Source organism: Salinicoccus jeotgali, from assembly GCF_039538805.1.
GTDB lineage: Bacteria > Bacillota > Bacilli > Staphylococcales > Salinicoccaceae > Salinicoccus > Salinicoccus jeotgali.
In genome coordinates this window covers 1-14,320 of sequence record NZ_BAABCK010000011.1, presented here as the reverse complement: position 1 = coordinate 14,320, position 14,320 = coordinate 1, and the positions used below count along the sequence as shown (strand labels likewise).

The following is a 14,320-nucleotide window of genomic DNA, read 5'->3' as shown; positions in this document are numbered from 1 at the left end:
AAAAATGTTAATATTGAGTAGTTATGCGTAACGAAAATGAGAAACGATAAGTCAAAGGAGACTCTAATTTGAAGTTTTTTAAACAATTAGGTGTCAGTGATGAAACCTTGAAATCACTGGAAGACATAGGGTTCGAAACACCAACCCCAATTCAGGAGGAAAGTATTCCTCTCGCGCTCGAAAGAAGAGATATTCTCGGGCAGGCAAAAACAGGTACTGGGAAAACAGGTGCTTTCGGCATTCCGATTATTGAAAATACCGAGAAGCAGGGCGGCACTCAAGTGCTGATCCTTACACCGACACGTGAGTTGGCCGCACAGGTAAGCGACCAGCTCAAGAAATTTGCCAAGTACAAAAAACTCGGTGTATCCACTATATTTGGCGGAATGAGCATTGAACGCCAGATTAAGGATTTGAAGAGAAAACCAGAAATCATCGTGGGTACACCTGGCCGTATCATCGACCACATCAAGAGAAGGACATTGAAACTCGATAGCATTCATACACTTGTCCTCGATGAAGCGGATGAAATGATGAACATGGGATTCATAGATGATGTCAAGTTCATCATGTCCGAGATGCCTGCCGATGACAGGCATACGTTGCTGTTCTCGGCTACAATGCCACCAGCAATCCAAGAGTTGGTCAAACGGTTCATGAAAGACGCAAAAATCATCAAAACCATGAATCAGGGTGGCGCGAGCGATCCGCAGATTACTGAGCATTACACCATCGTAAAAGAGCTCGAAAAGCTTGAAGTCTTTACTGACTTCCTAGACGTCCATCAGCCGGAATTGGCAATCGTCTTCGGACGTACAAAACGCCGTGTTGATGAGCTGACGAGTGCGTTGGTCGCTAAAGGCTACCGCGCTGAAGGATTGCATGGTGACATCACGCAATCGAAACGTCTTGAAGTCCTGAAGAAATTCAGGAACAATGCCTTGGATATATTGGTTGCCACAGATGTTGCAGCTAGAGGTCTCGATATTTCAGGCGTATCCCACGTCTACAACTTCGATATCCCTCAAGATTCCGAGAGTTATACGCACAGAATCGGCCGTACAGGACGTGCGGGTAAAGAAGGTGTGGCACTCACATTCGTCAATCCAGTAGAAATGGATTATTTGAGAATGATTGAAAATGCCAAAAAGAAAACGATCTCTGCGCTCAGACCGCCTCTTAAAAAAGAAGTGCTTAAAGCACGTGAAAAAGAGATCTATGAGAAGATGGATCAATGGAAGGCCAACAACAACAATGCGCATACGCTTGAAGTGGCCGAACGTCTGCTCGAGCAAGGTGAAGCGAAGGAAATCGTTGCAGCACTGCTCAATGAATTCCTATTCAATGCATCAGATGACAATATCCAACTGTCATTTGAAAAACCACTTACACGAAAAGGTGGAAATCGACGCGGAGGCAAGCCTTCAGGTGGCAAGAAGCCATTCAAGAAAGGCCGTAATCATGATAACCGCTCAGGCAACAAGCGCCAGGGCAACAGACCACCACAGAACAACAAGCGCCAAGGCGGTCGCACATTTAAAGATCACATCAAATAATTCCCTACCCCTGTCCAATGGACAGGGGTGTTTTTTTTATATTCTACGTAGTATATTTAAAGGATAAGGCTGATCGTTATAATGTATAATCGATATATATAAGTGGAGGCAAACATGAAAAAAGTGCATGATGAAGTAGTTCTATATATGCAAAAACGTTATTTGGCATCTTTCACCCTATGGTTGCTCATAGGGATTGCGGCCAGTGTCCTCACCTTTTATCTTGAATGGAGCCATTGGGTATACTTTGGAACGGGCGGGGTACTTATCATTTTATTGATAATGGGCATCTTCATAAGACCGTTTATCTATAGAAAAGTGACCCGCTATGAAATCGATGAAGGGCGCCTCGTAGTCAAAAAGGGGTTTTTCCGCATCGCAACAAAAATGGTGCCCATCCAGAGAGTGCAGGGTGCCAAATTGGCGACAGGTCCAATCTCCAGAAAGCATGATTTCGCCATACTGGAAGTATCAACGGCCAGCTCAAGCATGGTGATGCCTCCTTTAAAATTGCACGAGGCACGTGAGATGAAAGCAACCATCATACAACAGGTGAAGGAGGCATATACAGATGTATAGCCCGCAGAAACTCCACCCGGTCGCTTATCTTGGCAGTATCGTCAATGGCGTCAGAAATCTCTGGATTCCATTGATCATAATCCTTTTTAATTCACGTGACGTCATATTCTCAGGTGAGATCTCGCTCAAGTATATTCTCATATTTATCAGTATACTGATTCTTGTCATCGTGCTGTTCGGAGGGATGGATTTCCTGAATAAATATCGGACACGGTTTTGGATAGAAGCGGGCAAATTCATCTACAAGGACGGGGTCATTACCAACCGGGAGAAAGAACTTGATATAGGGAGGATACAATCGATTGATTTCAGCGAACCCATATTCCACCGTATGTTCGGTGCTGTGAAATTGGAGATCATCACTCCGGGGGACGCCATTCGTATTGATACAATGAAGAAAACCCAAGCCGAATCACTGCAGAGAATACTCTACGATGAGAAGTCACAGGCAGAAGGTGAGGCGATTATCGGTGCTTCGAGCGGCTGGCCTCGGCAAGAAGCGGAGGAGGAACCCCAGGAGTTCACGACACTTTATCTTATGAGCAACCGCTCGCTCCTTCTGATGAGCATGACCAGCGGCGCTTTAGGTACTTTTCTTGCACTGGCATTCGGTTTCATCAACATCATCGGAGCGGACTTTTTGCTGGAGCGCTATTTCGACTATTTTGAAGGGGCATTCCAAAGCGTCTTGTGGGCTTATATGCTTGCAGTAGGTTCCTTCATTCTTGTGGGGTATGCAATAGGCATACTCATCCTTATGATCAAATATTATAAATACACGCTTAAGATGAAAGACGATGATCTTGTTGTCGAATATGGGTTGATTGAAAAGAAACATCAAAGCATCAACATCAACCGGGTCCAGAACATCATTATAAGGGACTCGATCCTCCGTAGGATGATCGGCTATTATTCATTAGCCGCAACGATTACGAGTGACTCCCTGGAAGGGGATGATGTCGAAGGCAAGGTTGAAATCCTACCTTTCATAAAAAGGGATGACCTATATAGGATTACAAAAGAGATTTTCCCGAATTATCATATAGAAGTCCCTCCACGTATTGTGCCGGTCAGGGGGTACAGAAGATACTTCCAAGTGATGGCTTTAGGCATCTTCACGGTCAGTGCCATCATCCAATATTTCTGGTTTGATTATATGTGGGCCATTGGCTTGGCATTACTCACAATTGTCGCCCTCTCTGGTTTTTACAGTGCCTATAACAGTGGCTATACAATCCGGGATGAAGAGATCAATCTGATGACCACATCGTTTTTCAAGCGTTCGCACTATATCATCAAGTCAGAGAAGTTGATAGAAGCGGAATGGGCGTATAACCCGTTTCTTAAGCGGTCTGAACTCGGAATTATAACGCTGGTCACGGCCGCGGGGATGATGGGATCCCGGGCGACCTTGAAGTTCATTGACCAAAAAGACGTGGATACTATCTGGCAGTGGGCTGAAAGGAGTGCTTCCAATGAAAAAGATATCACCGAAATCGATCACGGTGTGGCGGATTCGTGAAGGGATTGCCGCGTTGATTGCATTGCTGGTGGCAGTTGCCGCAACGATACTGCATTTCTATGTATGGAAATGGCTACCGTGGTGGGTGCCGCTCATACTTTTTGTGATTTTCATCTACATCAGCCTGATCAATGTATGGTTGATGCCGAAATTGAAATATAAATATTTCCGTTATGATGTTTCTCGCGACGAAATACGTATCCATAAAGGAATCATATTCAAAGAAGAACTTGCTGTACCGCTGTTCAGGGTTCAGAATATTGATACGACAGTTGGTCCGTTGATGAAACGGTACGCTCTCAAAGGGGTCACCCTGAGAACGTCTGCAGCACCTGTCCACATCCCTGAACTCGAGTCGGATGAAGCTGATCGTCTGCGCAATGATATCAGGACATTAATCAATGAAAAGACAGGGAGAACCATATGATCAGAGGCCTAGGCACCGATATAATTGAAATCGAACGGATCAAAGCCGCGGAAGATAAAGGTGGACGGTTGTCGAAGCGGATTTTATCTGAGGAGGAAATGGAAGTCTACAGGACATTAAGCAGCGAAAAAAGAAGGATGGAGTATCTGGCTGGGCGCTTTGCGGTCAAGGAAGCATATAGTAAGGCTCTAGGCAGTGGCATAGGGGAACGTATCACTTTTTCAGACATCACTTGTCTGAATGATGAGGCGGGAAAACCCTTCATAAGCGGGGAGGAGTGCGCACATGTATCAATTTCTCACTCCAATCATTATGCCACTGCCACAGTGATACTTGAAAATAAGGGACGAGGAGATTGAGATATGTCGGAAAAGTACTATAGGGATACAATTGTCGATGTCGATCTGGCAGCTATCGGACACAACTATAAAGCTGTCAGTGGAATGCACCCTGATAAGACTTTCATCGCAGTCATAAAGGCGAATGCATATGGGTTGGGCAGCACTGCTGTTGCAGAGTACTTATCCCATATTGGTGTGGGTTTCTTTGCAGTCGGTACGCTGGATGAAGCGGTCGAGTTGAGGATGCATGGCATCAGGGAGAAGATACTCATTCTTGGACCGATCAGGCCGGAAGATATGAACAAAGCCATAAAGCACCGCATCGCCGTCACCGCACCGAGTTATGAATGGCTCAAAAGGGCAGAGGAAGCTATCGAGGATGATGACGGAAAAGGTGTCTGGGTCCATATCAAAGTGAACAGCGGCATGAACCGGCTGGGCGTGTCCAGTGTTGAAGAAGTCAAACAGATGATCACGCTGATAGAACAATCCCCCTACCTTACCTATGAAGGACTGTTCAGTCACCTCAGCTCAGCGGAAGTAGATACGGAGCGGCCCTTCAAGGAGTATGAAACATTCAAATCCATCATTTCCCATGTGAAAAGACCCCAATTTGTGCACCTCCAAAATTCGGCCGGAGCTTTTCATCTTGAAGCAGATGAATGCACTGCCATGCGAATCGGCATCTCCCTATATGGATATTATCCATCTGACTTCATAGCGGGGAAATCACCTGTAGAGTTGAAGCCATCCGTTGGACTGGTGACCCATGTAGTGGATACGCATATCCTGCAGGAAGGGGACGGAGTCAGTTACGGACTGAAATATATCGCAGATGAAAAAGTGACCATAGCCACACTGCCGATTGGTTATGCGGATGGCTTCCTCCGTTCACGTACAGGCTATGAAGTGGCCCTGGAGGACGGCACCTCCTGTCCGGTCGTTGGAACCGTATGTATGGACTACATCATGATTCGTGTGCCGGATTACATTGAATTGGGTGATAAAGTGCATATCATCGCACCGGACCGGCAATCCGCACAATCCATGGAGGCCTACAGTGACTATGTGGATACGATACCTTATGAATCGATTTGCAAACTCGGCCGCAGGCTACCGCGCCTTTATCATGGAGCTGAAGGGGTCCGTGTCAGCAATGAAGTTTTAAAATAAACTAGTAATGATTTTTTATACATGTTATCATTATTATGAATAACGATGTAATAGAGGAGTGGTCTGATAATGATGAATACGACATTGTGCAGCAGCACAGTACTTTCTCTTGAACATGGGTATACAGAGATGAGCGAGATCAACCTTTCCATTGCGTCGGAAAGTCATGAGCTTGAATGCGAAGCACAAAAATGCAACGAAGATTTCCTCGTTTACAGTAAAGATGGTGAATAGATGAAGAGAGGCGAAGTATATCTTGCTGATCTTTCACCTGTGCAGGGTTCTGAACAGGGAGGCAAACGTCCAGTAGTGATCATCCAGAATAATGTCGGCAACTATCACAGCCCCACCGTCATAGTTGCCGCAATTACTGGTCGGATCGACAAAGCGAAGATACCTACACATGTGGAGATTTCAAAGGATACATATAATCTGGATAAGAATTCGGTCATACTGCTTGAACAAGTCCGGACAATCGATAAGAAACGGCTCAGGGAAAAACTTACATATTTGAACGAAGAAAAGATGAAAGAAGTGGACAAGGCGTTGATGATAAGCCTTGATCTCCTGCCGAAGAAACCCAGGAAATCCAAGAAAATGAAAAGCTGATGGACTTTTGTGTGCAAAAGTCTTTTTTTCAGTATGAGGTGAAATCATGACGTATATTGATAATATTGTAAATAAGTACAGAGAAATCATCCAGCTCTACCTTTATGGTGGAGATGCAGACAAAGCTATGGATCTGTGCCAATCATTCAGTGAAGAAGTCATTGAAATGGACACCTCCCCTGAGGAGATCGTTTCGCTTCATATGGAACTCCTTGACGATATGGCGATAGAAGATGGTGCCCTTATAAAACAATCTTTAGATATTCTGCAGGAAGTGATCATCTCGTTCGGATTTACATACCGGGATTATAGATCCATGATGAACAAGCTCAAAATCCACGATAAGGAAATGGACGTCGCAGCCAGCCTTCAGGAAACGATGCTGAAGACCGAAATCCCAACATTCGATACGATGGAGATCGGCGCCATTAGCGTGCCCGCCAGGAAAGTCAGTGGGGACTATTTCAACATCATCGACCACAATGACGGCATGCTCAGTTTTGCGATTGCCGATGTCATCGGCAAAGGGATACCGGCTGCAATCGCGATGAGCATGATAAAATTCGGCATGGACTCGTATGGGTATTCCCAACTGCCGAGCGACAGTCTGAGGAAGCTCAACAGGGTAGTCGAGAAGAACGTCAATCAAAATATGTTCGTCACAATGTTCTATGGCTTGTACGACCATAATACGGATCGTTTCTATTACTCTTCGGCGGGACATGAACCTGCGCTGCTCTACAGGCATGATACGGATGAATTCGAAGAAATCGATGCCAAGGGGATCGTTCTTGGAGTAAAGCGGCATGCACGCTATGAACAGAAGGAAGCACGCCTTGGGCCTAAGGACATGATTATCGTATTTACCGATGGTGTGACGGAACTGAGGAAGCATGACGATACATTCATCGAGCTCGACTATGTAAAAGATATGATCAAACAAGTTAAGGATCATCATCCACAGGACATTGTCCAGTATATTTACGAATCGCTCATGCGTGTTCAGAACCCGCATAAAAAAGATGATTTGACGTTGTTCATATTAAAAAACAATAAAAATTAGACTTTATGTGTTTAGAATTTTCATATACGGGTATAGCTTGAAGTGTTTATGTATTTAAGTTGAATGGGAGTGGAACTTAATGAATCTCAATATCGATACAACAGAGAGAGAACAAGAATATGTGATTGTGCTTCAAGGGGAGTTAGATGTCTATACTGCACCTGAGTTGCAGAAGATCTTGGAACCCATCCGCCAGTCTGGCAGTCATGATATTAGAATAGATTTGACGGATGTCGAATATATGGATTCTACGGGTCTCGGCATTTTCGTCGGTACTTTAAAGGAATTGAATCAACACGATAGAGAACTTTATGTCACCGGAGTGACAAAGCGGATATTAAGGCTGTTTGAAATTACAGGTTTGAGAGACCTTATGCATATCAACGAAGCGTCGGGGGTTGAATAGTATGACAGAGAAGTACGATTATATAGAAATGAAATTTCCTTCGAGCGCCGAGTATGTAGGATTGATACGATTGACTTTGTCCGGCGTTCTCTCAAGAGTAGGAGCCACCTATGATCAGATAGAAGACTCCAAAATTGCTGTGTCAGAAGCTGTCACCAATGCAGTAAAACACGCCTATGGTGAAGAAAAGGGTGGAGAAGTGCTGATTGGTTTTGCGATATACACTGAAAAAGTGGAGATTATCGTTGCAGATCACGGGCAGAGTTTCAATTATGAAGCAGTAAAAGAAGAACTGGGTCCTTATACTGAAGATGACAATGTCAACTACCTCAGAGAGGGAGGCTTGGGACTATTCCTGATTGAAACATTAATGGATGAAGTCTATATTAAAAAAGATCCTGGCGTCACAATCAGCATGACGAAGTTTATTAATGAAAGTCAGGTGCATTCGAATGGAGAAACAATCGTCAATCGATAGAAAATTAATACCGGAAGATATTAATGAACTGATTCGCAGCCATCAGGAGAATGGGGATGATGCGGCTCAAGCGAGATTGGCAGAGCACTACAAGAAACTCATCGAATCTCTCGCCTATCGCTATTCAAAGGGTCAAAGCCATCATGAAGATCTTGTGCAGGTCGGCATGGTTGGGCTTCTTGGCGCAATCAAAAGGTTTGATGTATCTTTTGATCGACGTTTCGAAGCATTCCTCGTCCCGACAGTCGTTGGTGAAATCAAAAGGTATCTGAGGGATAAGACATGGAGCGTACATGTCCCGAGGAGAATCAAGGAAATCGGCCCCAAGATCAAAAATGCGAATGACGAACTCACCAATCGATTGGAACGATCTCCAAAGATAAGTGAAATTGCAGATCATCTGCAAGTTTCAGAAGAAGACGTGCTGGAAGCGATGGAAATGGGACAAAGCTACAATGCATTGAGTGTCGATCATTCCATTGAGGCAGATAAAGACGGATCGACAGTAACGTTGCTCGATGTCATGGGACAGTCTGATGACAACTATGATCTATCAGAAAAAAGACTGATTCTGGAAAAGGTGATTCCGATACTTTCAGACAGAGAACGGGAGATCATCCAGTTCACCTTCATGGAAGGTTTGAGTCAGAAAGAAACGGGAGAGCGCATCGGACTTAGTCAAATGCATGTATCACGACTTCAGCGCACCGCAATCAATAAGTTGCGCCAGGCAGTGAGCGAGAAAGAGTAGAATATCTACCCCCGTCCTTAAGGATGGGGGTTTTCAGTGTTATAATATATAAGGATCAACCAGATTTAAAACAGGAGAGATAAGATGAACGAAACGCTGATTAAAGAACTTGAAAAAACAACAGGAAAACGAGCAAAGGATATAGGGAATGTGCTCGGGCTTCTACAAGAGGGGAATACCGTGCCGTTCATAGCACGCTACCGAAAAGAAATGACCGGTGGTATGGATGAACAAGAAATTAAAGCAATTTCAGACCGCTTTTCATATCTCGAAAATCTGGAGAAGCGTAAGCAGGAAGTGCTTAGACGCATTGATGAGCAGGGTCTCCTTACTGCGGAACTGGCACAGGACATAAAAAAGCAGACTGTATTGAACAGGGTAGAAGATCTCTACAGGCCATTTAAGCAGAAGAAAAAAACACGGGCAACCGAGGCAAAGCGTAAGGGACTGAAGAACCTGGCCGAATTCATCAAGGGACAGACTTCAGAAAATGTTGAAGCGGAAGCAACCCGCTACTTGAGTGAAGAAGTGACTTCTGAAGAAGATGCCATCAAAGGCGCCCTTGATATCATTGCTGAAGATATATCAGACAATCCCAAATATAGAGCGTATATATTGAAAGTGTTCAAGGAAAGCGCGGATTTGATGACCAAAAGGAAGAAGAATGCTGAAGATGAACAAAAAACCTTCGAAATGTACTATGCCTACAGTGAGCCAATCGGTAAAATCGTACCGCACAGGGTATTGGCGATCAACCGTGGTGAAGAATTGGGTGTGCTTACTGTAAAATTCGATTACGATATAGAACGTTTCAAGAGATATATCGGCAAACAGACCATAAAAGAAGGGTCAACCACCAGACGATATATACAGGAGGCTATTGAAGACGCCTTAAAACGTCTTATCATCCCTTCCATCGAACGGGAAACCAGACAAGAATTGACTGAAAAGAGTGAGCGGCATGCTGTGCATATATTTGAAGAGAATTTGAAGCGGCTTCTGCTCCAGCCACCCCTAAAAGGCCATGTCATTCTTGGTGTGGATCCGGCCTTCAGGACAGGGTGTAAACTTGCGGTAATCGATGCCGCCGGTCAATTCCTTGATAAGGATGTAATTTATCCGCATCCGCCACAGTCTAAGCAAGATGCAGCCAAAAATAAGCTGCTTAAGATGATAGATGAGCATGAAGTTACGCTTCTGGCAATCGGTAACGGTACAGCCTCGCGCGAAACCGAACTGTTCATCAGTGAGCTGGTGCAATCTGAGGATTTAGATGTCAAATTCATCATCGTCAACGAAGCGGGGGCCAGCGTCTATTCAGCTTCTGAAGTGGCGCGTGAAGAATTCCCGCATTTCAATGTCGAAGAACGGAGTGCTGTATCCATAGCCAGAAGGGTCCAGGATCCGCTCAGTGAACTGGTCAAGATTGACCCTAAGGCAATTGGAGTCGGGCAATATCAGCATGACGTCAACCAGAAGTTTTTGAATGAATCGCTTAATTTTGTCGTTGAAACTTCAGTGAACCAAGTGGGAGTCGATGTAAACACGGCTTCGCATGTTTTGCTTCAACATGTAGCGGGATTGTCTCCAGCCATCAGTATGAATATCGTAAAATACCGCGAAGAAAATGAAGGCTTCAAGTCGCGCAATGAAATCAAAAAGGTGCCCCGCCTTGGAGCAAAGACTTTCGAGCAATGTGTCGGCTTTCTGCGTGTGGCAGAAGGAAAAGAACCGCTCGACCAGACGCCTATCCACCCCGAACGCTATAAAGAAACTTATAGACTGATTTCCCTCATCGGCATGACCGAGTCTGACATCGGTACAAAAGAACTGGCGGAAGCGCTGGATCAGGTGAACTTGGAAGAGGTGGCCGAAGACCTTGGAATCGGTCTTCCGACACTGCTTGATATCGTAGATAGCCTGAAAGCGCCAACGCGTGATATCAGGGATGAGTACGAAGTGCCTCTATTGAAATCTGATGTGCTGAAGATGGAAGACTTGAAAAAAGGTATGAAACTATCTGGAACAGTCCGCAATGTCACCGATTTTGGCGCGTTTGTCGATATTGGTGTAAAACAGGACGGACTCGTTCACATTTCAAAACTGACGAAAAAATTCATCAAACATCCAATGGAGGCAGTCAGTGTCGGAGACATAGTAGATGTCACAGTAATCGATATAGATGAAGGAAAAGGCAGAATCTCATTGAGCATGAAATAAAAATATCCCGATCGAAATGACTCGATCGGGATATTTCTCATTTATTATTCATTACTATCCATGTCTACATCTTCAATGTTGATGCCCATTGCTTTTGCGACACCTTCACCATAAGCTGGATCGGCTTTATAGCAGTTTCTGATATGGCGGTGTTTCACTTTGTCGGAAACGCCACTCATCTCATTTGCTGTGTTAGTGAATATGCGTTGCTTCATTTCATCAGATTGGAGGTTGAAGAGTTTGCCTGGCTGCTCATAATAGTGGTCGTCATCTTCACGGAAATCATGCTCGTAGACCAAACCATCCATTTCGAGAGGTGGCTGTTTAACGCTCGGATCGTCTTCATATTGACCATAACTGTTAGGATAGTAGTTTGTGTGTGAACCTAAGTTGCCATCAACCCTCATTGCACCATCACGGCTGAATGGGCAGACACCTGTTGCACCTTTAGGGGAGTTTACAGGAATCTGGTGGTGGTTTACACCAAGACGGTAACGCTGAGTATCTCCATAGGAGAAGAGGCGTCCTTGAAGCATTTTATCTGGTGAGAAGCCGATGCCCGGAACGATATTGGTCGGGGCGAATGCTGCTTGCTCAACTTCTGCGAAATAGTTTTCAGGGTTGCGATTGAGTTCGAATTCACCAACCGGGATAAGTGGATACTCATCTTTATACCATACTTTAGTCAAATCGAATGGGTTATGGTAGTGGTTTTTAGCCTGTTCTTCCGTCATGACCTGGATGTACATCTTCCATTTAGGGAAATTGCCATCTTCAATTGCGTTGAAGAGATCCCTTTGGGATGACTCGCGGTCTTTCGCAATTACTTCTTCAGCTTCTTCGGCTGTCAGGTTTTCGATACCCTGTTCTGTACGGAAGTGGAATTTCACCCAGACGCGTTCGTTGTCTGCATTCACCATGCTGTAAGTGTGGGAACCGAATCCATGCATGTTTCTGAACCCTTTAGGGATGCCGCGATCTGTCATCAATATTGTGACTTGATGCAGTGCTTCAGGAAGTAATGTCCAGAAATCCCAGTTGCTCTCAGCATTATGCATATTTGTTTTAGGATCGCGTTTAACGACGTGGTTTAAACTTGCGAAAAGTTTAGGGTCACGGAAGAAGAATACTGGCGTATTGTTTCCGACCAGATCCCAGTTACCTTCTTCAGTATAGAACTTAAGTGCGAAGCCACGAATGTCACGTTCAGCATCAGCAGCACCACGTTCTCCGGCTACCGTAGAGAAGCGCGCGAACATTTCTGTCTGTTTGCCAACCTCGCTGAATATTTTAGCTTTTGTATATTGTGTAATGTCATGTGTTACAGTGAAAGTGCCAAATGCCCCAGAACCTTTCGCGTGCATCCGTCTTTCAGGAATTACTTCACGGTCAAAATGCGCCATCTGTTCAAGGAAATAAGGATCTTGCATAACTACTGGGCCACGCGGTCCTGCAGTCATTGTATTTTCCCTGTCACCTACTGGAGCTCCAAAGAGAGTAGTCAGACGATCTTCGGATGCACCTTTGCCTTGCTTCCTAGGTTGAGTGCCACCACCACTGCGGGCAGTACCAGGCTTGTTGCCGTTATTTTCAAAATCCATAGATGTAGTCCCTCCAAGAAAATATTATAATCTTGTTTAGAATGATTATAAATAAATAATAACATAGTGAGAAAAAAAAACAATCTTTATGCACGAAAATTACTACTAAAGAAGTATCTTCGAAATTGATAATCAATCGTCTGCTGAAACTCGAAAATCATATATACAATTGAACATTGCGCTGTAACTAATTACTCTAGACAAACGATAAAAATATAACTCATTTCTTTTTTTCTGAATATTCATGATAAGATTATAGATGCGGGTTCAGTATATGCACTTCTATAAGGAGAGAACGATCATGAAAAATTTGATAATGATATGCAGCTTTGCTCTTTTAATTCTAGTAGGGTGTAGTGACGGCGAGTCAGAGTTGGCAGGTAAGAAATTGGGATTGATCAATTATAATCCGACCATCACTGAGGAAGAGGGAGAAGATAAGGAAGTCATCTTCGATTCGCACATGGCAGTGTTCGATTTTGAAACAGACGATGAAGTAGTACTTGAATATCTGGGAAATGAGTATCAAGGACATTATACGCTAGATGAAGACCGATTGGACATTGAACTAAAAGATGATGGAGCAAGCTTAGCCATGACATTTGTCCAGTTTGAAAAGAATGATGCTGATTATTATAGTTACAGTGGTGAAAGTGATGAAGTTAAATTAGACGAGGGTGGGGAAGTGTCCCAATTAAAGAATGTCTATGAAAGTTATATGGGGGTTAATGAATCCTACATATTCATTGAAGAATCTGAAACGGATTGATACTGGGAGTAAATGAGTAGAATGCACCAGAAGATATGTATAATGTAACATAGGCAACCGTTCCAAAACCTTGCCTTATGACTGAAGTTAGTTTCCGCATGTTAGAAAGGTCTTATCAATATGATGTATGTGAGTAATGGTGAGGAAGTCCAATTCCAAATCGGACATTTATATAGTAGAAACACGGTTATTATGAAGAAAAGACGACCAGTGATTTAGCGACATCCAAAGCTTTTTAAAAGAAATATAATAAAATCAATAAAAAGCGTTGACTTCCAAAACAAAACCCGTTATTATAAATATCGTTGCAATATTCCTTTGGCCCGTTGGTCAAGCGGTTAAGACACCGCCCTTTCACGGCGGTAACACGGGTTCGAGTCCCGTACGGGTCATTCTCTTAAAAAAAGTTTTAAAAGGTTGTTGACTTTTTAAAACGGTTGATATACAATAGAGTATGTCGCTAAAAACAAAAGATATTATAAATGCGGTTGTGGCGGAATCGGCAGACGCGCTAGGTTGAGGGCCTAGTGGGAGTTAATCCCGTGGAGGTTCAAGTCCTCTCAGCCGCACCATTTATTTTTTGGAATAAGCAACTTTATAATGCGGGTGTAGTTAAATGGTATAACCCCAGCCTTCCAAGCTGATGTCGTCGGTTCGATTCCGATCACCCGCTCCATTAATTTTTAATAGTCAATACTAGAACATTGAAAACTGAATGACAATATGTCAACGTTAATTCCAATAAAACTGGATGGTTTTACCATTCAACTTGGGCGACAAGTAAAACCGCAACGAGTCAGAGCACTCCAATTATGGAGAGTTTGA

15 protein-coding genes and 3 tRNA genes are annotated in these 14,320 nt (G+C 43.9%); 17 read left to right on the top strand and 1 reads right to left on the bottom strand.

Translation table 11 applies throughout. The features are described from left to right. The first annotated feature begins 68 nt into the window (after positions 1-68). From ABD734_RS01110 to ABD734_RS01050, 13 genes are all read left to right on the top strand, one after another. Positions 69-1,556: a DEAD/DEAH box helicase gene (locus tag ABD734_RS01110; RefSeq protein WP_344700774.1), complete on the top strand. Its 1,488-nt coding sequence runs from the start codon at positions 69-71 to the stop codon at positions 1,554-1,556. Positions 1,557-1,670: 114 nt separating this feature from the next. Next, the gene (locus ABD734_RS01105; protein WP_344700773.1) at positions 1,671-2,135 is read left to right on the top strand and encodes a PH domain-containing protein; all 465 of its coding nucleotides are present in this window, start codon (positions 1,671-1,673) and stop codon (positions 2,133-2,135) included. Then, on the top strand, positions 2,128-3,657 hold the full coding sequence (locus ABD734_RS01100) for a PH domain-containing protein (protein ID WP_344700772.1): 1,530 nt from the start codon (positions 2,128-2,130) through the stop codon (positions 3,655-3,657). The genes ABD734_RS01105 and ABD734_RS01100 overlap by 8 nt, the downstream gene beginning before the upstream one ends. Further along, positions 3,611-4,084 carry a PH domain-containing protein gene (locus tag ABD734_RS01095; protein ID WP_344700771.1) on the top strand — a complete coding sequence of 158 codons (474 nt, stop codon included), beginning with the start codon at positions 3,611-3,613 and terminating at the stop codon, positions 4,082-4,084. The genes ABD734_RS01100 and ABD734_RS01095 overlap by 47 nt, the downstream gene beginning before the upstream one ends. Beyond that, a complete protein-coding gene (gene acpS / locus ABD734_RS01090) occupies positions 4,081-4,443 on the top strand; it encodes a holo-ACP synthase (RefSeq protein ID WP_344700770.1) in 363 nt (120 codons plus the stop codon). Before ABD734_RS01095 ends, acpS begins: the two co-directional genes overlap by 4 nt. A 3-nt stretch (positions 4,444-4,446) precedes the next feature. After that, positions 4,447-5,598, top strand: coding sequence for an alanine racemase (alr, locus tag ABD734_RS01085; RefSeq protein WP_344700769.1), 1,152 nt, complete (start codon positions 4,447-4,449; stop codon positions 5,596-5,598). A gap of 69 nt (positions 5,599-5,667) precedes the next feature. Beyond that, the gene (locus tag ABD734_RS01080) at positions 5,668-5,832 is read left to right on the top strand and encodes a hypothetical protein (protein ID WP_344700768.1); all 165 of its coding nucleotides are present in this window, start codon (positions 5,668-5,670) and stop codon (positions 5,830-5,832) included. Next, positions 5,833-6,207, top strand: a complete 375-nt coding sequence (locus ABD734_RS01075) for a type II toxin-antitoxin system PemK/MazF family toxin (protein ID WP_344700767.1) — start codon at positions 5,833-5,835, stop codon at positions 6,205-6,207. 46 nt (positions 6,208-6,253) lie between these two features. Then, entirely contained in the window at positions 6,254-7,270 is a 1,017-nt protein-coding gene (locus ABD734_RS01070; RefSeq protein WP_344700766.1) for a PP2C family protein-serine/threonine phosphatase, read from the top strand. A gap of 79 nt (positions 7,271-7,349) precedes the next feature. Next, positions 7,350-7,676, top strand: a complete 327-nt coding sequence (locus ABD734_RS01065) for an anti-sigma factor antagonist (protein ID WP_344700765.1) — start codon at positions 7,350-7,352, stop codon at positions 7,674-7,676. A gap of 1 nt (position 7,677) precedes the next feature. Continuing rightward, positions 7,678-8,154, top strand: coding sequence for an anti-sigma B factor RsbW (rsbW, locus tag ABD734_RS01060; RefSeq protein WP_344700764.1), 477 nt, complete (start codon positions 7,678-7,680; stop codon positions 8,152-8,154). After that, positions 8,129-8,905, top strand: coding sequence for an RNA polymerase sigma factor SigB (gene sigB, locus ABD734_RS01055; RefSeq protein WP_344700763.1), 777 nt, complete (start codon positions 8,129-8,131; stop codon positions 8,903-8,905). Before rsbW ends, sigB begins: the two co-directional genes overlap by 26 nt. An 84-nt stretch (positions 8,906-8,989) precedes the next feature. Further along, the gene (locus ABD734_RS01050) at positions 8,990-11,125 is read left to right on the top strand and encodes a Tex family protein (protein ID WP_344700762.1); all 2,136 of its coding nucleotides are present in this window, start codon (positions 8,990-8,992) and stop codon (positions 11,123-11,125) included. Positions 11,126-11,169: 44 nt separating this feature from the next. On the opposite strand, the gene ABD734_RS01045 is transcribed toward ABD734_RS01050, so the two are convergent. Next, positions 11,170-12,726, bottom strand: coding sequence for a catalase (locus tag ABD734_RS01045; protein WP_344700761.1), 1,557 nt, complete (start codon positions 12,724-12,726; stop codon positions 11,170-11,172). A gap of 301 nt (positions 12,727-13,027) precedes the next feature. Here ABD734_RS01045 and ABD734_RS01040 point away from each other — a divergent pair, with 301 nt between their 5' ends. The 4 genes from ABD734_RS01040 (at position 13,028) to ABD734_RS01025 (ending at position 14,171) form a co-directional block, all read left to right on the top strand. After that, positions 13,028-13,495 carry a hypothetical protein gene (locus ABD734_RS01040; protein WP_344700760.1) on the top strand — a complete coding sequence of 156 codons (468 nt, stop codon included), beginning with the start codon at positions 13,028-13,030 and terminating at the stop codon, positions 13,493-13,495. A 320-nt stretch (positions 13,496-13,815) separates the two neighbouring features. Further along, positions 13,816-13,887, top strand: a tRNA-Glu gene (locus tag ABD734_RS01035). Between the two features lie 92 nt (positions 13,888-13,979). Further along, positions 13,980-14,067: transfer RNA gene (locus ABD734_RS01030), tRNA-Leu, on the top strand. A 30-nt stretch (positions 14,068-14,097) separates the two neighbouring features. Beyond that, positions 14,098-14,171: transfer RNA gene (locus tag ABD734_RS01025), tRNA-Gly, on the top strand. The last annotated feature ends 149 nt before the right edge of the window (positions 14,172-14,320 follow it).